Source organism: Saprospira grandis str. Lewin (assembly GCF_000250635.1).
Classification (GTDB): Bacteria; Bacteroidota; Bacteroidia; order Chitinophagales; family Saprospiraceae; genus Saprospira; species Saprospira grandis.
The window spans coordinates 2,628,840-2,648,836 of record NC_016940.1 but is presented as its reverse complement, the minus strand read 5'-3'; the positions used below and the strand labels follow the sequence as shown (position 1 = coordinate 2,648,836).

Annotated in this window: 15 protein-coding genes; 6 read left to right on the top strand and 9 right to left on the bottom strand. The window is 48.3% G+C overall.

Features of this window, described 5'->3' with window-relative positions:
* Positions 1–102 precede the first annotated feature (102 nt).
* The 3 genes from SGRA_RS11820 to folD are packed head-to-tail and all read right to left on the bottom strand — an operon-like array spanning position 103 to position 3,969.
* The gene (locus SGRA_RS11820) at positions 103–531 is read right to left on the bottom strand and encodes a hypothetical protein (RefSeq protein WP_015692940.1); all 429 of its coding nucleotides are present in this window, start codon (positions 529–531) and stop codon (positions 103–105) included.
* A 15-nt stretch (positions 532–546) separates the two neighbouring features.
* A complete protein-coding gene (locus SGRA_RS11815) occupies positions 547–3,069 on the bottom strand; it encodes a penicillin acylase family protein (protein ID WP_015692939.1) in 2,523 nt (840 codons plus the stop codon).
* A 3-nt stretch (positions 3,070–3,072) separates the two neighbouring features.
* Positions 3,073–3,969 carry a bifunctional methylenetetrahydrofolate dehydrogenase/methenyltetrahydrofolate cyclohydrolase FolD gene (folD, locus tag SGRA_RS11810; RefSeq protein ID WP_015692938.1) on the bottom strand — a complete coding sequence of 299 codons (897 nt, stop codon included), beginning with the start codon at positions 3,967–3,969 and terminating at the stop codon, positions 3,073–3,075.
* A gap of 318 nt (positions 3,970–4,287) precedes the next feature.
* Between folD and SGRA_RS11800 the strand changes: the two genes are divergently transcribed.
* Together SGRA_RS11800 and SGRA_RS24115 are read left to right on the top strand one after the other, a co-directional pair.
* Complete coding sequence (locus tag SGRA_RS11800; RefSeq protein ID WP_015692936.1) at positions 4,288–5,814, top strand: OmpP1/FadL family transporter; 1,527 nt, start codon at positions 4,288–4,290, stop codon at positions 5,812–5,814.
* A gap of 96 nt (positions 5,815–5,910) precedes the next feature.
* A complete protein-coding gene (locus tag SGRA_RS24115) occupies positions 5,911–6,537 on the top strand; it encodes a hypothetical protein (protein ID WP_015692935.1) in 627 nt (208 codons plus the stop codon).
* A 259-nt stretch (positions 6,538–6,796) separates the two neighbouring features.
* On the opposite strand, the gene SGRA_RS11790 is transcribed toward SGRA_RS24115, so the two are convergent.
* On the bottom strand, positions 6,797–7,306 hold the full coding sequence (locus SGRA_RS11790; protein ID WP_041329640.1) for a GAF domain-containing protein: 510 nt from the start codon (positions 7,304–7,306) through the stop codon (positions 6,797–6,799).
* A gap of 38 nt (positions 7,307–7,344) precedes the next feature.
* Here SGRA_RS11790 and SGRA_RS11785 point away from each other — a divergent pair, with 38 nt between their 5' ends.
* Both SGRA_RS11785 and SGRA_RS11780 read left to right on the top strand, forming a co-directional pair.
* The gene (locus SGRA_RS11785; RefSeq protein ID WP_015692932.1) at positions 7,345–8,511 is read left to right on the top strand and encodes a hypothetical protein; all 1,167 of its coding nucleotides are present in this window, start codon (positions 7,345–7,347) and stop codon (positions 8,509–8,511) included.
* A gap of 115 nt (positions 8,512–8,626) precedes the next feature.
* Entirely contained in the window at positions 8,627–11,029 is a 2,403-nt protein-coding gene (locus SGRA_RS11780; protein ID WP_015692931.1) for an endonuclease MutS2, read from the top strand.
* Between the two features lie 354 nt (positions 11,030–11,383).
* Here the strand turns inward: SGRA_RS11780 and SGRA_RS11775 are convergent, their stop codons facing one another.
* Together SGRA_RS11775 and SGRA_RS11770 are read right to left on the bottom strand one after the other, a co-directional pair.
* Positions 11,384–12,037, bottom strand: coding sequence for an SMI1/KNR4 family protein (locus tag SGRA_RS11775; RefSeq protein WP_015692930.1), 654 nt, complete (start codon positions 12,035–12,037; stop codon positions 11,384–11,386).
* A 241-nt stretch (positions 12,038–12,278) separates the two neighbouring features.
* Positions 12,279–13,073, bottom strand: coding sequence for a DUF4625 domain-containing protein (locus SGRA_RS11770; protein WP_015692928.1), 795 nt, complete (start codon positions 13,071–13,073; stop codon positions 12,279–12,281).
* Positions 13,074–13,183: 110 nt separating this feature from the next.
* Between SGRA_RS11770 and SGRA_RS11765 the strand changes: the two genes are divergently transcribed.
* Positions 13,184–15,550: a TonB-dependent receptor gene (locus SGRA_RS11765; protein WP_015692927.1), complete on the top strand. Its 2,367-nt coding sequence runs from the start codon at positions 13,184–13,186 to the stop codon at positions 15,548–15,550.
* A 46-nt stretch (positions 15,551–15,596) separates the two neighbouring features.
* Here the strand turns inward: SGRA_RS11765 and porN are convergent, their stop codons facing one another.
* The 3 genes from porN to SGRA_RS11745 form a co-directional block, all read right to left on the bottom strand.
* Positions 15,597–16,415: a type IX secretion system ring subunit PorN/GldN gene (gene porN / locus SGRA_RS11760; RefSeq protein ID WP_015692926.1), complete on the bottom strand. Its 819-nt coding sequence runs from the start codon at positions 16,413–16,415 to the stop codon at positions 15,597–15,599.
* A gap of 478 nt (positions 16,416–16,893) precedes the next feature.
* Positions 16,894–17,457, bottom strand: a complete 564-nt coding sequence (locus tag SGRA_RS11750) for a hypothetical protein (protein ID WP_015692924.1) — start codon at positions 17,455–17,457, stop codon at positions 16,894–16,896.
* Positions 17,458–17,866: 409 nt separating this feature from the next.
* Positions 17,867–18,355, bottom strand: a complete 489-nt coding sequence (locus tag SGRA_RS11745; RefSeq protein ID WP_002657974.1) for a hypothetical protein — start codon at positions 18,353–18,355, stop codon at positions 17,867–17,869.
* 767 nt (positions 18,356–19,122) lie between these two features.
* Between SGRA_RS11745 and SGRA_RS11735 the strand changes: the two genes are divergently transcribed.
* Positions 19,123–19,953, top strand: coding sequence for a septal ring lytic transglycosylase RlpA family protein (locus tag SGRA_RS11735; RefSeq protein WP_015692921.1), 831 nt, complete (start codon positions 19,123–19,125; stop codon positions 19,951–19,953).
* Positions 19,954–19,997 lie beyond the last annotated feature (44 nt).

The window sequence follows — 19,997 nt, the reverse complement described above, 5'->3', positions numbered from 1 at the left end:
AAGGCCTTTGCAGCTTTGCTGCAAAGGCCTGCAGGGCCGAGCAGACCTGCGAGCTGCGGCACAGCCCGACCCGCCTGAAAGGCGGGGCAGCCCCAAAAAAAATTAAAGCTTAAAGGTAGCTGCAGAGCGTTTACGTCCTCTTCTTCGGCGTTTAGAGCGGCCATCCACGGGGCCAGTGGCAATATCTCGGCCCAATTGGCCCAAGAGAAAGCCCAGTCCGCCCAGCAGAGCGCCCAGCAAGGCAATGAAAAGCATGACGCCCGTATCTGAGCCAAAAGGGAGGCCCAAAACCGCACGCATTTTTTGGAGCAGCAAGCCGCCATTGCCCGCATTGATCCAGTACATGCTAATGAACCAACTGAGAAAACTGCTGCCCGCTCCAGCCAAAAAGCTAGGGCCGGCGCCCAACTGCATGGCAAAACCGATGAGAACAGCAAAGAATAAATTGGCCCACCACCAGCTTGCAAAAAGCCAAAAAGAAAGGCTGATGAGCAAAAAGAGCGCGGCGGCGCCTAATAGTACTCTAGTCATAATAAATTGTCTTTTTTAGTGCAAACGCTGGCGAATTCGGATCTTCTCTTTTCCTTCTTCGGCAGATTCTAGATAAAGTAATTTGTTGTAGCGACCCTCGGCCCAAGCTTGGACCATATTATCATAGTAATGGCTACCGGGGTTACCCGATTGGCCACCGGGATAAATGGCTTGTGCCTTGGGTTTCTTCTCGCCCAATTCGACAATCATGCGCCAAGAGGGTCCAGCCGCAGAGCCGCCCTTATGCACCAGACTATCGGCCTTTCGGCTGGCCGCAAAATCGTAGCGGTTGCTCACGGCATTGAGGGCATCGGCGGTACCACCCACCGATAAATCTAGGATACTAAACTCCTCGATGCGGGCCAGGTGATAGAGGGCTGTGGCCTTCATTTCTCCCCAGCGGATGGGTTGGCCCGACTTATTTTTGGGCACCGTATTTAGGGTTTCCTTAAACGAAAGCGTCACAATATCTTCAATGCGTTCTTGCTTCTCGGTGCTTACCTGATCCCAGATAAAAGAACTGGTATCTCGCTTGAGGAGGCCCAACAAATGCCAGGCATCGGGATAATTCAGTTCCATACCTTGGGCGGCGGCCTCTTCGAGTTCGTCATAGGTAAGGGCCTGCAAATTATAGAACCAATCTTCAAAGATGGTTGGGGCCACGGCCTCTGCCGTATATTCATAATCCCAATCTCGGAAAAGGGCCAAGAGCTCTAGCTCATCCTTGCTCAGCTCCCCTCTTTGCAAGTACTTCATCAGCAGCGGCAGAAAATCTTGGGCCTTTTGGCTAAAATTGCTCAATTGCAAGGCCTTCATTTCGCTATCGGTGGCTGCAGAAAGGGCGTCTAGCTGCCCGTTGAGATAACGCCCACGATACTCCTCAAAATAACCATAGGTATAATAAGGATAGGCGGGGCTGACCGAATGCTGATTGGCCGAGGCCACATAGCCCTTTTGGGGATTATACTCATGTGGAATATGCTTTTGAGGCATAAAGCCCGACCATTGATTGAAGGAATAGCGGCCATCGGCTACAAATTTTCCTTGTTCGGGTCGGCGCAAAGGCAGTTTTCCTTGGGTCCAAAGCGCAATGTCTCCATTATTACAAGCAAAAACCAAGTTTTGGGCGGGGCAAGAAAAATGCTTAATGGCCGCCTGATAATCTTGATAGTTTTTGGCTTGGGCCAATAGGATAAAGGTTTTGGCCTCGGAGCTAGGCTCGTTGGCCTGCCAATGCAAGACATAATCTTGGCCATTTACGGTACGAACGACAGGGCCAAAATGCGTATAAATAAGCGTATCGACAACAAAGCCCGCTCCTCGCACATAAACGGTATCGAGGATTTTCTCGCTGGCTTTTTCTTCGCCATCAAAGATATAGCTCGACTTCGTCTCATCGGTCCATTGAATGGCGTACCAATCGCGAACATCATGGGCCACATTGGTCACGCCCCAAGCAACATGCTGATTAAAACCAGAGATAATACCTGGCGCTCCGGGCAATGTTGCCCCATAGACATTAAAGTCGGGCGTTACAATTTGCGCCTCAAACCAAATAGAGGGCAGATTGAGCTTGAGGTGGGGGTCATTACACAAAATAGGATAACCCGAAGCCGTTTTCTTGCCGCCCAGGGCCCAGTTATTACTCCCAATGCCCTTAGGCTGGGGGTTGGGGTTTTTCGGCAAGCCCTGATCAAAACCCAAAAAGGGTTTGGCCAAGCTATCTCCTACCGCTACGGGCTCAAAGTTATAGAAGGCCGTGTCGTTAATAATAGGCGATTGCTCGGGAAAATATTCTGGATAAAAAAGATTGAAGGTATCTCGACCAAAGTATTTATAGGCATTGGTCATCTCAAAATCATGATCCTTGGCAGTCAGGTCCTCGGCCATAGCTTTGAGCAAAAGGGCCGATTTAAGGACCGTCCATTTTTCGGGACGATAATTCAGTAACTTATACTCCAAGGGCAATTCGGCATAAGACAAATCGTCAATATAAGCATTGACCCCATCGGCATAGCGCTGCAAGAGTTCGTAGGTTTTGGGGTCTTTCTTCCAAAGTTCTACAGTCTGTTTAGCCGCCAAGGGCAAGCCCGCCTTCCGCTTTTTACGGTCCATTTTCAACAAAACTTCCCGCATCTTTTCAGAGGTAGCCAACACCTCGGCCAAACGGCCAGAAACAGCATGCGTCTGAAACTCCATCTGCCAAAGTCGAAGGCTAGCCGTAGCATAACCCTGGGCAAAAAAGGCATCTTGCATATTGTTGGCAAAGATATGTGGCACCATGCGGTCGTCATAGAGCAGTTCTACGGGAGCCGACAGCGAGCCATCGCTCAGAGAAGAGGAGAGCGAAGGGCCCGTTTTGCTTTCGGCATTTCGCCAAAAGCCCGAGCTCGGACTCAATAATTTCCCCATTGGGGGAATAAAGGTCTCTTTTTTCGTTATCCGCCCCACAGTAGCCGAAGCAAAATCGGAGGAGTTCAGAAAAAGAAAGAGAAATATAGTAATGGCCAAAACGGCCACAAAACTCAATATTCGCATAGTTTATTGCTTTTCTAGGGCTTTGCCTGCGCCTGTTTTATAGGCTTTTAGGCAGTTCATCAATAAGGATACTACGGTCATGGGACCAACTCCACCGGGTACGGGCGTGATGGCCGACACCTTTTCTTTTACTCCCTCAAAATCTACATCTCCAACCAGACGATAGCCTCTTTTGGCCTTGGGGTCGTCTATGGCGTTGATGCCCACATCTAAGATAATGGCGCCTTCTTTCACCATATCGGCGGTCAGGAAGTTGGCCTGACCAATAGCGGCTACAATAATATCGGCCCGCCGACAATGTTCGGCCATGTTTTGGCTGCGGCTGTGCAATACCGTAACCGTACAATTGCCCTGCGGATGTTTGCGAGAAAGCAAAACACTCATCGGACGCCCCACAATATTCGAGCGACCAATCACTACCGCTTCTTTGCCCGATGTTTCCATCCCATAACGCTCCAAAAGGGTAATCATGCCCATAGGTGTAGCGGGCAAATAAGAGTCTTCGCCCAGAAGCATCTGGCCCAAATTATAGGGATGAAAGCCATCCACATCTTTTTCGGGCGCAACCGCCTGCGTCACTAGCTGTTCATCTATATGTGCCGGCAAGGGCAACTGCAAAATATAGCCATCTACTTCGGGGTCTTGATTGAGTGAGGCAATTTCCGCCAATAAGTCCTCCTGAGCAATATCTACGGGCAGTTTTTTCAAGCTAGACCGAAAATTGGCTCTTTCGCAAGCTCGCATTTTGTTGCGCACATAACTGGCCGAAGCAGGATGTTCTCCCACTAAAACCGCCACCAAATGAGGGGGGCGACCGCCTTGGGCGACAATTTGCTCTACTTCCGCTTTGAGCTCTAATTGAATACTTTGAGAGAGGGCTTTACCATCTAAAAGTTGCATGGACCTATTTCTTTGAGGGTGGTTTAATGCTCCCAAAAATAGCCTATTTTAGGCAGCCTACTGGATTATTTTCCTTTTTTTTTCTCTTCCTATTATTTTGGGGCTGCCCCTCCCTTTGGTCGGGTCGGGCTGTTTCAGGGCTCGCAGGTCTGCTCGGCCCTGCGCGGGCTTTGCCCGCTGGGTCTGGCCTAACGGCCACCCTTGTCCATCCCTCAGCCGGGGCGGCTGCGCCGCCCCCCAAACCGCAAAGAGAGGATGGCGCTAAAATTGAGTCTTCTAAAAGACTTGTCTTAAATTAAATGACTTAAAATAAATCTTATGAACAAGTTTAGTCTTTTTGTCTTTTTCTCCATCTTTAGTTCGGCCCTTATGGCCCAAATAAGCAGCGATGCCCTGCTCTTTTCAGAACGTTTGCAGCCCAATACTGCCCGCGGCATGGCGGTTGGTGGCGCCTTGGGCGCCCTTGGGGCCGATATGAGCAGCCTCAATGGAAATCCCGCAGGACTAGCCGTTTACCGAGGCTCGGAGTTTAGTATTAGCCCCGGCCTACAGTTTGCCAATATCCAAAGCCAATTTTTAGCCGATAGTACCCTACCCCGCTCTAGCAACAACCGCCTAAGTTTTAACCTCGGCTCAGTCGGCCTTGTCTTGGCCCAAGAACAAACAACAGATTGGCGCTTTGTCAATTTTGGGGTTAGTTTCGGCAAAATCGCCTCTTTTAACAGAACCTATTCTTTTTCTGGAACCTCTACCGGCTCTCGCATTATTAACTTCACCCAAGAGGCCAATGCCGCCAATGCCGTCCCCGATGATTTAGACCCCTTTGAAGAACGCCTCGCTTGGGATGCCTACTTTATTGATAACCCAGGCGGCGGCACCGATTATGTAGGCTCGGTAGTCGATTCTAATCGCGCTTATATTCAAAAAAGCCAACTGGTCCGCCAATCTGGAGGCATCAATGAGCTCAATATTGCCCTGGCGGGTAATTACAAAAACAGGCTTTATATTGGCGGAAGCTTGGGGATTACCTTTCTCAACTTCCGTGATTTTAGAAGCTATAGTGAAGAAGAGCCCACAGGCAACATGGACTTCAAGCGGCTCAACTTCGATGAGATTCGGACGGTAAAAGGAACAGGCATCAACCTTAAACTAGGCCTTATTTATAGAGTAAACAAACGCCTTAGAGTGGGCCTCAGTATGCACACGCCCACGGCCATGAACCTAACCGAAAACTTAGATACCGAGCTTAGCGGGGCGGTGGTCTGGAACGATACCCTTAGAGAAACTTCTGCCACAGAACCTTGGGTCTCTCCTACCGCAGAATATAAACAAGACTTTTTCTCTCCCTGGGTTTTTGCCCTCAGTATGGGCCATACCTTTGGCGGAAAAACCGACCCCATCAAGGGCTATTTGGGCATAGATGGAGAGTATATCAATTATGCGGGCAGTAGCTATGCGCTCCAAGCCTCGGATGAAAATGCCACCGCAGGAGACCAAGCCTTTATTGATGCGGTGAATAACGCAATTACTGATACTTACCAAGGCGCTTACCGCCTTAGAGTGGGTGGAGAAATTGCCATCAATTCGCTACGCTTAAGAGCCGGCTACCGCCTACAAAGCTCTCCTTATTTGGACCAAGTGAAGGGAGTTAACGATTTGCGCCATGATATTACTGCGGGCTTTGGCTTTCGCCAAGAGCATGTCTTTTTTGATCTTAGCTATATGCGGAGCATCAGAGATTTTGAATACTCGCCCTATTATGCTACTTCTAGCTATAATAATCCTAGAACGAGCAATAGCGAAACCATTGGGCTCTTTATGATGACCCTAGGCTTTAGATTTTAAGTATAAGCCCCTGCCCAATTAGAGGAAGAGGACCAACTGCAAAATGCAGTTGGTCCTCTTTTTTTAGCTAAAATACTATACTATGACTGGCCCTATTTGACAGAGATCAAACACCCCATCAAAACCTTTTTGTCCTATTCTGCAGATGCAAAATACCCCATCAAAACCTTTTTGCCCTATTCTGCAGATGCAAAACACCCCATCAAAACCTTTTTGTCCTATTCTGCAGATGCAAAATACCCCATCAAAACCTTTTTGTCCTATTCTGCAGATGCAAAATACCCCATCAAAACCTTTTTGCCCTATTCTGCAGATGCAAAACACCCCATCAAAACCTTTTTGCCCTATTCTGCAGATGCAAAATACCCCATCAAAACCTTTTTGCCCTATTCTGAAGATGCAAAACGGCATATTACAGTTGCGGCAAGCTATTCTGCAGGTGCAAAATGGCATATTACAGTTGCGGCAAGCTATTCTGCAACTGCAAAACGGCATATTACAGTTGCGGCAAGCTATTCTGAAGGTGCAAAATGGCATATTACAGTTGCGGCAAGCTATTCTGAAGGTGCAGAACGGCATATTCCATTGGGAGGAAGCTACTCTGAAGATGCAGAACAGCATATTCCATTTCGAGGAAGCTACTCTGAAGATGCAGAACAGCATATTCCGGGACTGTTCGGGATTTTGTGTATTAGAATAAAATTTGGGGCTTTAGCTTGTTAGGATTTGGCCAATAATCGCCTAGGGACAAGCCCCTAGGCGCAGGAAAGGGCAGAAACAAAATTTCAAACAGTCTCTTTTTGCCCTAGATATCCATCCTACAGGGCCGAAGGCCCGCAGGCTGAGGGGCTGTAGCAGGGCCGCCGAAGGCGGCAGACCTAGCGGGCGCAGCCCGCGCAGGGCCGAGCAGACCTGCGAGCTGCGCAATGGCCCGACCCGACCGCAGGGCGGGGCAGCCCCAAAACAGCAGCAGCATAGCCCACTAGCTTAAAAACTGTTTTTCTAGGGCGCTTTGAGCAAACTGCTCGGCCAATAATTGTTCGAGAAACTCTTGGTCTAGCTCATCGAAGGCGGCCTTTTCGGTACTATCTACATCAAAGACGGCAATGAGCTGGCCCTGCGGGTCAAAAACGGGCAGAACAATCTCTGAATTAGTTCGGCTATCGCAGGCCAGGTGTTCGGGATCGGCATGTACATCCTGAATTAGTTGTGTTTGGGCCAGGCGGGCGGCTCGGCCACAGATGCCACGATCTAGGCCAATATGCAAGCAGCCTAAAGTACCTTGATAAGGGCCCACAATCAGCGCGCCCTCATGCATACAATAAAAGCCTACCCAAAAATAGTAAGGCAGATGCGACTTGAGAATACAGTTTATCGTACTCATTTTAAGGACCATCTGGCTTTCGCCCTGCAAAACGGCCTTGATTTCGGCTAGGGCGGCGGTATAGGCCTGCTCTTTTTCTGTTTTATTCATTAAATTTGTAGGCTGCATTTATCCTTATGATTTAGAACTAATAAAAAAAACAACTTATGAACGTACAACATTACCTCCTCCTCCTTTTTCTTTTGTTGGGGGGCCAAAGTTGGGCCCAAGCCGATCTGCTCATTCAGAGCCCTGATAACTATGAGTTTTATGTAGGGATTGATGGTCGAAAACAATCGGAAAAAGCAACAGCGCATCTTCGTTTGCGCAAATTTGTAGAAGGCAACTACTTTTTACGCATCGAATTTACAGATAAAAAGTTGGGCCTCTTGAAACAGAATGTAGTTTTGGACAAAGGCTTTTGTTCGGTCTATAAGATCGTCAAAATCAATGACCGAATGGTCTTGAAGTCAGAAAGTCGAATTGCCCTTAATGCCGAAACTCCTGCGCCAGATCTAGACCTTGCCTATAGCAAAGAAGGGGTAGGCCCAGCCGTGGCCAGCAAAGCCCCTCAGGGCAATAAAGGCGAGAGCAAGCGATTTGGGGGCTATCAAGCCAATAATAATACAAATACCATTGACGAATCGCAATATCCCAAAACCATTACGACCATCCGCTACCAATTAGAGGACAAAGATGAGGGGGGACAAGAAGTGGTAGAGCTCAAAGAGATTGAGACCCAAACTGTAGTAGAGCGAGGCGGACAGAAAATGCTGCGCCGCCGTAAAGAGAAGCGCGAAAAAGTGACAGCTTTTACGAGCTTGCCCATGCAGCCCGTTCTTTACGATAGCCTCTTTTCTATTTGTTTTGATGCAGAGAACAGCTATGAGCAGGCGGTCCGTCTATTTCAAGGCGCTTGCCTAACGCCCAACCAAAGCAGCCGTTTGCTTGGCATGCTGTCTAAGGAGGAAGCGGCCAAATTGCCTCAGCAAGCCCAGTTGCGCTGTGCTTATCCGCCCCACTGTAAGTTTGAGGCCGCCAGCCTGCCTAGCGAAACAGATATTGCCCAAACAGAAAAAGAAGTGGTGGAGGAAGTTAAAAAAGAGGTAGAGGTAGAAGTTGAAATAGAAGAAAAACCCAAAACGGCTGCCGAGCTCAAAGCCGAACTCAAAGCGGCCAAAAAAGCCGAGAAAGCCCGCAAAAAGGCCGAGAAGAAAGCCGCCAAAGAAAAACGCAAAGCCGAGAAAGCAGCTGCCAAGGCCAAACGCAAAGCCGAAAAGGCCGCAGCCAAAGAAGCCAAGCGCAAAGCGAAGGAAGCAAAAAAGAAGAAATAGGCTTGAACTATTTCCGCTTTTCTGCTCTTTGGTTAGCAGCTGAATTAAAAAATTAGACCCCAAGAACTGCCCAATTGGGCAGTTCTTGTTTTAGAACAGACATTATTTTACTGTCATGAACTTAGCACCGAAAGATCTTTATCAGAAATTAGAATTTGATAAGGTCCTAGAACGATTACAGGAGTACTGCCTCGGAGAATTGGGGCGGGCTCATTTTGCCGAATTGCGCCTGAGCCAAAACCCTCAGGAGATTGAACGCTCCTTGCAGGAGTCTTTTGAGTTTCTACAAACCTATGAGCAAAATCATAGTATCCCGCTGCGGGTCTATCATAGTATAGAGGCCGACCTAAAGATGCTCAAAATTGAGGGCTATGTGCTTTCTGTAGATAGCCTTCGGAATATTGCCAGCATTTTGCTCTGTACAGAGGCCCTTTTCCGTTTCTTCGATCCCAAAACAGAGCGCCGAGAGCTCTATCCCCATCTCTTTGATATTTTGCGGCCCCTACATTTTGAGCCCGAACTACTCAAAGCCATTAACCAGGTGGTTGATGCGGAGGGAAATATTCGCCCAGATGCCTCGCCCGAGCTGCAGCGCATTGCCAGAATGCAAGGCTCTAAGCGGCAGGAAATGGATAAGAAGTTTCGACAAACGGCAGGCTTTTATCAAAGTAAAAACTGGTTGGCCGATTCGGTGGAGACGGTCCGTAATGGCCGCCGAGTACTAGCCGTACAGGCCGAGTACAAGCGGCAGTTAAGAGGAATTTTGCATGATGAGTCGGCTTCTGGCCGCACCGTATATATTGAACCCGATGAGGTGATTGATTTGAATAATGACCTCTTTGATCTGGAACAGGAATACAAAAGAGAGATTTATCGGATCCTCAGAGATCTGAGTGCTTTGCTCCGTCCTTATGTAGAAGACCTTCGGGCTTTTCAGGACCTTATGCTGCGCTTTGATGTGATCCAAGCCAAAACACAATTGGCCTACAAACTCAATGCGACCAAGCCTTTGCTGCGCCCCAAGCCCTTCTATAAAATTGAGAAGGCCTATCATCCGCTTTTGTTGCTGAAGAATAAGGAAGAGGGCGAGCCGGTGGTCCCTTTTAGCCTCAGTTTTGAGAAAGAACAGCGCATTTTATTGCTGAGTGGTCCCAATGCTGGGGGTAAATCTATTACCCTCAAGGCCCTGGGCCTTTTGCAGATGATGCTGCAGGCGGGCCTCCTTCTTCCTATGGAGGAAGGGAGCGAAATGGGGGTCTTCGAGCAAATCTTTGCCGATATTGGCGACCAGCAGTCTTTGGAAGATGAACTGAGTACCTATAGCTCTAGATTAGAAAATGCCCGCTATTTTATGAAGCAGGCCAATGCCAATACGCTGGTCCTCATTGATGAGTTTGGCTCGGGGACCGACCCTCAAATGGGGGGCGCTATTGCCGAGGCCATTTTGCGAGAGCTCAATAAGGCCAAGGTCTATGGATTGATTACCACCCACTATGCCAACCTCAAGAGCTTCGCCTTTAACCAAAAAGGCCTTGTTAATGGCCATATGGTGTTTGATATGAATAGCCTGGCCCCCACCTACCAAATGCGCATCGGCCAACCCGGTAGCTCTTACGCTTTTGAAATTGCCGAAAAAACAGGACTGCCCTTTAAGGTCGTAGAATACGCCAAACGAAAGGTGGGTAAAAAGGTGCATAACTTTGAGCAGATGCTCTCCGATTTGCAAAGAGAACGGCAAGAACTTAAGGAAAAAGAAGCCGAGGTGGCCGAACAACAGCGGCAGTTGGACCAGCTCATTAAGAATTATAATTATGCGCAAAAAGATTTAGAGTTTGGGCGCAAAAAGCTCAAATTGCAGGTCCGTGAGCAAGAAATGCTGGCCCTACAACAAGACCGCCAAGACCTAAAGGATGCCCTCAAGGAGCTCCGTGAGGCCGAGAACAAAGCCAATGCCCGCGCCAAAGCCGAGGCCCTTTTGGCCAAAAACCGAGAACAACAAGCCGAACTAACTGAAAAGGTCGATGATATTAAGGAAAATATTTATCAGGCTTATCATCAGCAAGTGAAGGGCGAAATTGTGGTGGGCTCTCAGGTCCGATTGCGAGCTGGCGGCATGCTGGGCGTGGTCCGAGAAATCAAGAAAAAGGAAGCCCTAGTCGAGCTAGAGCACATTAGTTTGAGCGTAAAACTGCGCGACCTCATTTTGGTGGAAGGCGCCTTTGAAAAGAAACAGGCCAATACCGTAAAAACCAATTTACAGAGCCAATCTCAGGTTTTTGATGCCAAAATTGATATTCGGGGAATGCGCTATGAGGATGCCGTAGAACGCCTACAGATTTTCTTAGACAAGGCCCTGATGTCGAATGCCTATGAAGTGGAAATTATTCACGGAAAGGGCTCTGGTGTTTTGCGGCGGGCCGTGCAGAAAAAACTGCGGGAGTATCCCAATGTAAAGGACAGCTTTTTTGCTGCCCCCCAACAAGGAGGAGATGGCAAAACCATTGTTCAGTTCGAGTAAAAACAGAAACAGTCTACATGCAGTTGTAGGCTGTTTTTTTTGGGGGCCTCCCGCCTGCGGCGGGCGCTACGTTTACTCCCCTTGGTCGTCGAACTGCAGACTAAAGTCCTTGTTGTCGCAGCTCGCTGATTTTTTGGGGCCTCCGCTGCGGCTTCGCCTTGCGGCGCTACGTTTCGCAGCTCGCTGTTACTTGCTTCGCTGCGTCGGCTCCCGTTGGTCGGGTCGCTCGGCCCTGCGGCGGCAAAGCCGCCTGGGTCTGGCCTTCGGCCACTGCTGCACATCGCTAGGCCATTTGGGCCAAAGAAAAAGGGCGGCTAGCTCTGCTAGCCGCCCTGCAGAGGAAGCGTTTTGGTCCTATTCTTCTTTGACGACTTCAAAGCCTTCTAGGTCATCATTTTCGCTATCGTGCCAGAAGCTATGCTGGCTATCGTCGCTTACGCCATTGAGGCGTTGTTTTTGGATAATGCCGCCCATTCTTTCTGAATAGCGGTAGTGGCCTTCTTCTAGGTGGCGCACATATCGGTTGATCCAGGCCTCAAAAGAGGGGGCCAGTAGAATACGTTCGGCAGAGTCGCGGGGCATATAGATAATTTGGCCCAAATTGCCTTGGCGGCTAGGGGCAAAATCCATAAAAATGAAGCTGCCTGCTTTATCTGTAGTGAGGGGGAGCCAGTAGGGGTTCCACCACTCCATCCGAATGCCATCTTGAGGCTCAGATTCTAGATCATCAAATGCGCCCTCATCAAACTGATGGCGGAGTTGGGCCCAAATGCTGAGCATTTGCTCTAGAGGCAGTAAAATATGCGTATCAATCAGGCCCTCTTCAGACTCTGAGTATTGGCCATCATGGATGCGGTAAAATTCCTTAAAGGCTTGGGGGAGTTCTGAGCGAATAGCTTTTTCGATCGGCTCAAAATGTTCTTCTTCTGCGCCTCCATTCAAATCGTCTAGCAATAGGTTGGCATAGCGGTCTATCCAAGCTTCGAAGCGTTCCCAAATTTCTTTCATAACTAAAGTTGCAGTAAATATTTAAGCAGTAGGCTAAAGGGGCCGGAGCATTTGGCCGAGCATTTTCTGGACCGATGAGCGGCCTAGTGATGTGCAAGGGGGCGGCGAAGCCGCAGACCAAAGCCGCCGCAGGCGGCTGCAGGGCCGAGCAGACCTGCGAGCCCTGGAACGTAACGGCCGCCGAAGGCGGCAGGCCCCTAAAAATAGAGCACAAAGTTAAAGATTTATTCAGGGAATCCCACTAATTGAGCTGAATATCCACCGAGCTGCTTTCTGTGGTATTGCCCACGGCATCGATGATGCGCAAAAAGTAGCGATAATTTCCTGTAGAGAGGCTATTGGGGATGGTATAGGGCCAGTTAAAATTGTAGTTGGTTCCGCTGCCAGTTGTGAGGGCCAGTTCTTGGGCCAACTGCAGGTTTCCGGAGGGAGATTCATAGCGAAGTTCGAGTTTTCCGCCAGTGAGGTCCATATTATCGAGGGCCTCCCCTTCAAAGAAAATTTGGCTCCCTCGGTTGGCGATTAGGCTGCCTTGGGGGCTATTGAGGCGAATTTCGGGGGCGATACTATCTTGGCTAGAAATCAGCTTGATGCTATAGGCCGTGCTGCCGCCCGTTTCATTGCCCGAAGCATCGAGCAAGCGGAGCTGAAAATGGTAATTGCCCGCCCAGGCATCTGTGGGGGGAACATAAGAGAGCTCGAGATCCTGCTCGCTGCCGCTGAGGTCAATCAGATCGAGCACCGACCAGCTCTCTAGGGTTGGGCTACGGTGGCCATGGCAATCAAAATTGGCGTGAATATCTACTTTGAGCTGAGAAAGTTCCTCATTATCAATCAGGCCCAAATTCATTTTGAGCGTGTCGCCAGTTCGGAGATGAATCACATTATCGGGCTCTAGTTGGCCGCAAATCGTATCCGAAACCCTATTGGGGCTAAAACTATATATATTTAGAATGGGGGCACGCAGATCGGTTTCGGCAGGTTGGCAGGCCTGCAAAAAGAAAAGGCCGAAGAAGAAAAGGGCGAAGCGTTTCATATTTTAACAAATTTTAAGCGAGATAAGGAGGCAAAGTTAAGATATTAGTTGCAACGGTGTTGCAGAAAAGCCGTACTTTTGTAGGAGCTTAACAAGATGAAGCCCTAATTATGCGCAATTTATACATTTTACTTTGTTTTTGGCCTATTTTCCTTTGGGGCCAAGATTATCAGATTCATGGGGAGGTTTACGATTATGAGCGTCATGAATTGGTCTTGGGGCAGCCCGTTCTTCTATTGCCCGACAGTTTGGGCCAGCTCACTGATTTTGAGGGTCATTTTCACTTTGAGCTTTCGGGAGAATTGGGTGACAGTATTGAGTTACAAGCCTTTGGTCCTCAAGGTGGTTTTGTATCCAAACGCTTTGTTTTGGGCCTTGAAAAAGACATCCACCTTCATTTATATTTGGCTGCGGATGCCAATTGTTTGCGTTGCCAAGAGGTAGATGTGGTTTTGGTGCAGGAGCAAGATTTGGGGTCCAAGCCGCAGCCCTCTCAGGAGTTATTGAATGCGGAAGATATTCAGAAAAACTTAGCGGGAAATTTGGCCCAGAGCCTAGCCGAAATTCCGGGGGTCTCGGCCTTATCGGTGGGGGTAGGCATTGCCAAGCCGATTATTCGGGGGCAAATGGGCAATCGGGTACAATTGCTAGAGGGGAATTTGGCCCAAGAGGGGCAACAATGGGGCAATGACCATGGTCTGGCCATAGATGCCTTGAGTGTAGGCCGTATGGAGCTGAGCAAGGGAGCGGGTAGTTTGCGTTATGGCTCAGATGCCTTGGGCGGTAGCATTCGCCTCTTACCGACTAAGGTGGCGCCACACAATAGTTGGCAGGGGCAGGTCTTGCTTTTGGGCAAAAGCAACAATGAACATTTGGGGCTAAACCTACAATTGGGTCGCAACTGGCACAACTACTTTTGGCAGTTTCAATATAGTGAGCAGCGCTATGGGGATTATCGAGTACCTGCCGATGAATTTGTCTATCAGGGCTTTGTTTTGCCTTTGTATGAAGAACGTTTGAAGAATACGGCTGGACAAGAGCGATCTGGAAAGATCGTATTGGGCAAACTCTGGAAAAAAGGGGGCTTGCGTTGGACCAACAGTTTGTACCAGATGAAAGGCGGTTTATTTTCTGGGGCCATGGGGGTGCCCAGAGCCTATGAGTTGCAGCCCGATGGCAATTGGAGAGACATAGATTTCCCCTCTCAAGCGATTCGACATTTCAAGTCTTTTCTCAACTTCAATTATCAGTTGAGCAAACAAAAGGCCCTATATATAGATCTAGGTTGGCAGCAAAACTTGCGAGAAGAGTTTGCTTTTCCACATTTGCACAACCGCCCGGCCGATGCCAATGACCGCTTGGCCTTAGCGTTGAATTTGAGCACTTTTTCGGGCCGTCTAGAGCTGCGACAAAACTACAAAGCTTGGGCCCTAGCCTATGGGATTTCGGGCCAAAGCCAAAGTAACAAAAGAGGGGGCTTTGACTTTTTGATTCCCGCTTTTGAGCAACAGAAGTTAGGGGCCTTTGCTTTAAGTCATTGGGTAAATAAAGAAGAGCGTTTGGGCCTTGATTTCGGTTTGCGTCTAGATTATCAGCAGTTGCAGTCTACCGCCTTTGCTCAATCTTTTGATGTAGATGGGCAAAACATCAGCTTGGGGGCTTGGGCATTGGAACGACAATTTTGGGGCAGCTCGGCTAGTGTTGGACTTTGGAAAAAACTGAATGCTTGGTCCAACATACAAGCACAGCTCAGCAAGAGTTTTCGGCCGCCACATCCTGTAGAGCTATTGAGTGATGGGGTACATCATGGCAGTTTTCGACATGAAAAGGGGGATAGTAGTCTGGGCCCAGAATCTGGCTATCAGTTTGATGCCAGCTGGAGCTGGCGCAAGGGTAATTTTGGGCTTTTGGCCGAGGCCTATGCGCATTATTTTGATGGTTATTTGTACTTATCGCCTGCGCCTCGTTTTTCGCCCTTACCTGATGCGGGCCAGCTGTATGAATATGAGCAGCAGGATGCTTTGTTTTCGGGTCTAGAGTTGCGCTATGATTATCGCTACAAAGGCTTTAAGTGGAAGCAATCCTTAGAATACCTATATAGCTATGGTCTAGAAACGGCCTTGCCCCTCCCCTTTTCGCCTCCTCTTTCTGTTCGCTCTCAGTTGGCTTGGAGCAAAGACTGGGTGCCTAAAAAGGGTTTAAAAACGGTAGAAATAGCCTTAGGGCATCGTTATTGGGCCGCTCAAAACCAAGTAGCTAGAAATGAGAAGAGCACCCCTGCGGCTTCTCTTTGGGATTTGCGTTTAGATTTGGATTTTGTTTGGGGCAAGCAGCCTTTGTCTGTTCGATTCTTGGCCCAAAACCTATTCAATACGCCTTATTTGGCCCATTTGAGTCGCTACCGACAGCTAGAGTTGCCCGAGCAGGGCCGCAACATACAGCTACAGCTTCGTCTACCGATTATTATTCGGGATTAAAGGGAAGGCCCCAAATGCTAGTGCATTTGGGGCCTTTGTTTTGGGCCTAATTTCCATAGAAATCATGCTCAAAGTTGGCCATATCGTTTTTAATTTTCTCGGCTTGTAGCAGGCGGTCGGTCCCGCTATAAAGATCTTGTAGGCGGAGGTCTCGCATATTGCTTTCCTTAGTGATATAGCTAGAAAACTGCCGGGCTTCAAAAACATCTGCCCAAGACAACTGTCCTGCATCCTGAAAGCGGTTGGGGGCTTGTTCTTGGCCCAAAATGGGGCGCAGTTCGTCAAAATGGAACCAAAACATGGGGATAGCCATCAAAAAGTTGCCATTATCGTCATAGATATTGCGGATGGGGGCAATGCCTAGAATTTGGGTTTTGAGTTGGCCATCTTTTTTGTCTACATAGGCCACCTCTTTAATGCGGAAGCGGGTTACATCTTTGGGGTTGATCCGATTTTTAACCACCTCCCAATTATCGCCCATACAGCCGCCGTCTAGGTCCATGACAAAAAAGGTATCGGTTTGGTAGACATAGCCCATGGCCTCTTCATAATCCATTCGGCTAGAAAAATCCTCATTATAAACGCTGAGTTTTTTGTCTTCTAGGGCCCAAGTGAGTAGTTCAATCAGGGGGCGGCTTTCATTGGCAAAATGCTGGTTTTGCAGTTCGCCCAATTCAATTTCTCTCCAGATGCGTTTTTCCCAAAGTACATCTCTTTCTTGCAGCTCTGGCCGGTGGATCACTGGCCGTTCTCCCCATGTTTTCTGGTAAATGCCATCTTGGGGCAGGCTGGCTTCTTGAGCAAAATTATTTTGGGCAAAAACAAAGATAAGGGCAAGGCTAAGATAAAGGCGGATCGTATTCATAAGGCTATTTTTTTAAAGTGGTAGAAGCGCCGTTTGGCTGCTTTTGTCTCTTTATGCCTTCTCTTTTCAAAGGTTAGCCTTTGGGGCAAAATATTTTTATTTTTTATTTTTTATTTGGGGCTGCCCCTCGCTTTGCTCGGGTCGGGCTGTTTCGCAGCTCGCTATTCGCTCGGCCCTGCGCGGGCTTCGCCCGCTGGGTCTGCCGCCTTCGGCGGCCCTGCTGTCCATCCCTCAGCCTGCGGCGGCTTCGCCGCCTTAAAAATGGCATTTTGTTTAGACAGCCCTTTGGGCTGATTGGACCCGGCCGGCGGTAGGCGGCTGGCCACTTTTTTCTTTGCGCTTTAGCCAAAATTAGCCCTCAATATATTGCATTTCAGGCAAAGGGGTACCGCAAAGCCGCCTCCGCCTGGGGGCAGGCCTTGTTGGCCTTGGGGGCCAACAAAGCCTGCATGGCCTTCGGCCCTACGGGCCTCAGCTTCTAATAATCAATATCATACAACTTCATATCCCGACTACTTTTGGCTTTATCATTAACTAAGCAGAAATAATAAGCCGTATCTGCCAAATCAAAAAAGCCATATTCATAGAGATTATACTTAAAGGCGTTGGGGGTATTGGGATAAGGAAAAGCCTCCCTTTGGTCCTCCTGAACTAATATAATTTCATCGCTCCAAGCCTCCTTAACGATTAGGTCTCCCTTTTGGGCCTTCCTCCAAAATTTTAGGGTATCCCCAGCAGGAGGTAAGATCAGTTGTTTAGGCGTCCCAAAGGAGTCGATCACAATAAAATGAATAGAGCTACTAAACTGCCCTAGTCGTCCCTTCTTTTTAGCTAAGAGCATCCCCTTAAAATGAATTTTGTTAATCACCAACTGTTCACAATCCTCCCTACTGATTAGATAATCCCAACGGCCCAATAAAAAGAAAAGCAGAGCCGCTACAATAGCGATTACTATAACGGCTATTGTAAGGAAGGAATAGATGTTATACACCCAATCAAGGAGCTGGTTAATGATTTTGAATGGTTTTTTAGTTGAGGACATATTGTTTGATATTATGCTACAATCACTCCTTTTCTGGACGAAAAGGCCAGGGCAGCTCCTCAGACAGCTTAAGTTTTAAGGTAAAGCGTGAAATAGAACCTCCATGCTTATAGATATCGTTTTTCTTCTCTTTGCCCAGCCTATATTTTGCTGCCGAAGCGGAAAGCCAAGAGCAGCACAACAGTTGAGCGGCCTAGCGATGCGAAAGGGGGCGGCGAAGCCGCAGACCAAGGCCGCCAGAGGCGGCTGCAGGGCCGAGCAGACCTGCGAGCCCTGAAGCGTAGCGCCTGCCGAAGGCAGGAGGCCCCAAAACATAGGCAAAAAAAATAGAGTTAAAAGGTTATTCTAAGGGAATAGGTTGATCAAGTAGTAGGTAGTCAGGACAAGCTTGCTGAAAAGAAATGCTCTTCTATTCTTCTGTTTGTTGCTGATCACTTTTGCGGCCATATTTTTTAAAACAAACTTGTAGCCGCTCATAGGCAGTAGCATAACCGGGCAAACTGCTACTAGCCAAGGCAGCGAGTAAGTGATAGACCAAACTACTTTGGCCATAGGCCTCACTGCCCACTAAGGCGGCACTGTCCTTTAAGCGCTTCAATAACTGCTCTACCTGAATAATGAGCTGCTGCAACTGCTCATATAGAGCCAAATCTTTCGCAATTTCATCGGCGCCAATATGAGGCGGCAAAGGCAAATCTACATAATTCATGACGGCTAGCGTCTCTTGTACAAAATGATGATGGTCCAAATTGATCCGCTTGAGCGTTTTCCGCTCTTTGCTGTCTAGCTCTGTTAAAAAAGAAAGGATTTGTTGACAGTTGTCGAGCTGTTGTTTTAGGTCTTGCATCTCCTGATCTGTTAGTACTCTGGAGATCCGATTGAGATTTAAATTCGCCATATCGATCTATTTTTTTGTAGTTTTTTTAGTTAGAACTTTGTCTATATGCTGTTTATGGCGAAAACTGCATTATTGTTACCTCTTTAGTCGGACTTTTTCTAAAAAAAGTAACTCTTCCGCTAAATGGAGCTAGCCGAAAGTTAGGTCGAGCTAACAAAAACCTAGCTCGAGCAAGTGGGAAGTTAGGTCGAGCTAATGAAAACCTAGGTCGAGCTAGCCGAAAGTTAGGTCGAGCTAATGAAAACCTAGGTCGAGCTAGTCGAAAGTTAGGTCGAGCTAATGAAAACCTAGGTCGAGCTAGTCGAAAGTTAGGTCGAGCTAACAAAAACCTAGGTCGAGCTAATGAAAACCTAGGTCGAGCTAGCCGAAAGTTAGGTCGAGCTAATAAAAACCTAGCTCGAGCTAGCAAAAAGTTAGCTCATGGAGTTTTTTTGTTAAGTTCAGTTAGTCTGTACTTTAACAAAAGTCTAACAAATCACCTAAGCCTCTGCCCCTAAACTATAGAAAGAGCTACATTTAGTGGCCGAAGCGGAAAGCCAAGAGCAGCACAACAGTTGAGCGGCCTAGCGATGCGAAAGGGGGCGGCGAAGCCGCAGACCAAGGCCGCCAGAGGCGGCTGCAGGGCCGAGCAGACCTGCGAGCCCTGAAGCGTAGCGCCTGCCGAAGGCAGGAGGCCCCAAAACATAGGCGAAAAAAATCCTTTGCTAAAATATTGGGTCAATTAGGGTTGAACTTGTATATTGTTTTTCTAACAAATAGAAATCGTTATGAAACAAATCCTCTTTATCTTTTTGCTGACATTCAGCTTACAATGGGCCTCGGCCAACAATAATGATTTACCGCCTGCAGAAGTAGGGATTGCGACCTTTTACGACGACAGTTTTCATGGGCGCAGGACGGCTTGTAGTGGGGAGACCTATGACAAGACCCAGTTGACGGCGGCGCATAAGACCTTGCCTTGTGGGAGCATGATTCGGGTGACGCATGCGGGCAACAAGAAATCGGTAACGGTTCGGATTATTGACCGTGGGCCTTATATTGCTGGGCAGATTGTTTCTTTATCGAGAGCAGCGGCGGCAGAAATTGGTTTATTGGCCGATGGTCAGGCCAAGGTAAAAGTGGAAGTAGTGAGTGCGCAGCAGCCTAGTCCCAGAGTGGCTAAAAAGGAAGCGGAGGCGCCCAAAGCGGTGGCTAAAGCGGCCCCAAAGACGGCTCCAAGGCAAGTAGCGCCAGCCTCTAAGCCAGCGGTAAAAAGCACAAAGGCCGATGGGTTGAACATCATTAAAGAGGCCTCTGCCCTAGACAAAGGGGGGCTATACAAAATGCAGGTCCTCAAGTTGGAGCCCAAGGGTTTTGGCGTACAGGTAGCGGGATATAGCGACTATGAATCGGTAGTACAGCAAGTAGCTGTTTTGCAAAAAAACTGGTTTAAGGGCGCATTGGTCTATGCTGATGAGTTGAATGGCAAGCCCTACTACAAAATTATCATGGGGCCGTTTTTCACTAAGGCCGAGGCCGAAAGCTATCGGAAAAACTTGCAGAAAAAGTACAAATTGAAAGGGGCCTTTGTTGTTGAGTTGGATAAATTGGACAAATAGGAATACCTTATATCAGATAATAAAAGGCGGCTTTGGCTGCCTTT

Bases quoted from the DNA above. Each gene is read 5' to 3' on its own strand.
- SGRA_RS11780 (WP_015692931.1), top strand. From the start codon at position 8,627: ATGAACTTAGCACCGAAAGATCTTTATCAGAAATTAGAATTTGATAAG.
- SGRA_RS11775 (WP_015692930.1), bottom strand. From the start codon at position 12,037: ATGAAAGAAATTTGGGAACGCTTCGAAGCTTGGATAGACCGCTATGCC.
- porN (WP_015692926.1), bottom strand. From the start codon at position 16,415: ATGAATACGATCCGCCTTTATCTTAGCCTTGCCCTTATCTTTGTTTTT.
- SGRA_RS11765 (WP_015692927.1), top strand. From the start codon at position 13,184: ATGCGCAATTTATACATTTTACTTTGTTTTTGGCCTATTTTCCTTTGG.
- SGRA_RS11790 (WP_041329640.1), bottom strand. From the start codon at position 7,306: ATGCAGCCTACAAATTTAATGAATAAAACAGAAAAAGAGCAGGCCTAT.
- SGRA_RS11800 (WP_015692936.1), top strand. From the start codon at position 4,288: ATGAACAAGTTTAGTCTTTTTGTCTTTTTCTCCATCTTTAGTTCGGCC.
- SGRA_RS11735 (WP_015692921.1), top strand. From the start codon at position 19,123: ATGAAACAAATCCTCTTTATCTTTTTGCTGACATTCAGCTTACAATGG.
- SGRA_RS11820 (WP_015692940.1), bottom strand. From the start codon at position 531: ATGACTAGAGTACTATTAGGCGCCGCCGCGCTCTTTTTGCTCATCAGC.
- SGRA_RS11785 (WP_015692932.1), top strand. From the start codon at position 7,345: ATGAACGTACAACATTACCTCCTCCTCCTTTTTCTTTTGTTGGGGGGC.
- SGRA_RS11770 (WP_015692928.1), bottom strand. From the start codon at position 13,073: ATGAAACGCTTCGCCCTTTTCTTCTTCGGCCTTTTCTTTTTGCAGGCC.
- SGRA_RS11815 (WP_015692939.1), bottom strand. From the start codon at position 3,069: ATGCGAATATTGAGTTTTGTGGCCGTTTTGGCCATTACTATATTTCTC.
- folD (WP_015692938.1), bottom strand. From the start codon at position 3,969: ATGCAACTTTTAGATGGTAAAGCCCTCTCTCAAAGTATTCAATTAGAG.
- SGRA_RS11745 (WP_002657974.1), bottom strand. From the start codon at position 18,355: ATGGCGAATTTAAATCTCAATCGGATCTCCAGAGTACTAACAGATCAG.
- SGRA_RS11750 (WP_015692924.1), bottom strand. From the start codon at position 17,457: ATGTCCTCAACTAAAAAACCATTCAAAATCATTAACCAGCTCCTTGAT.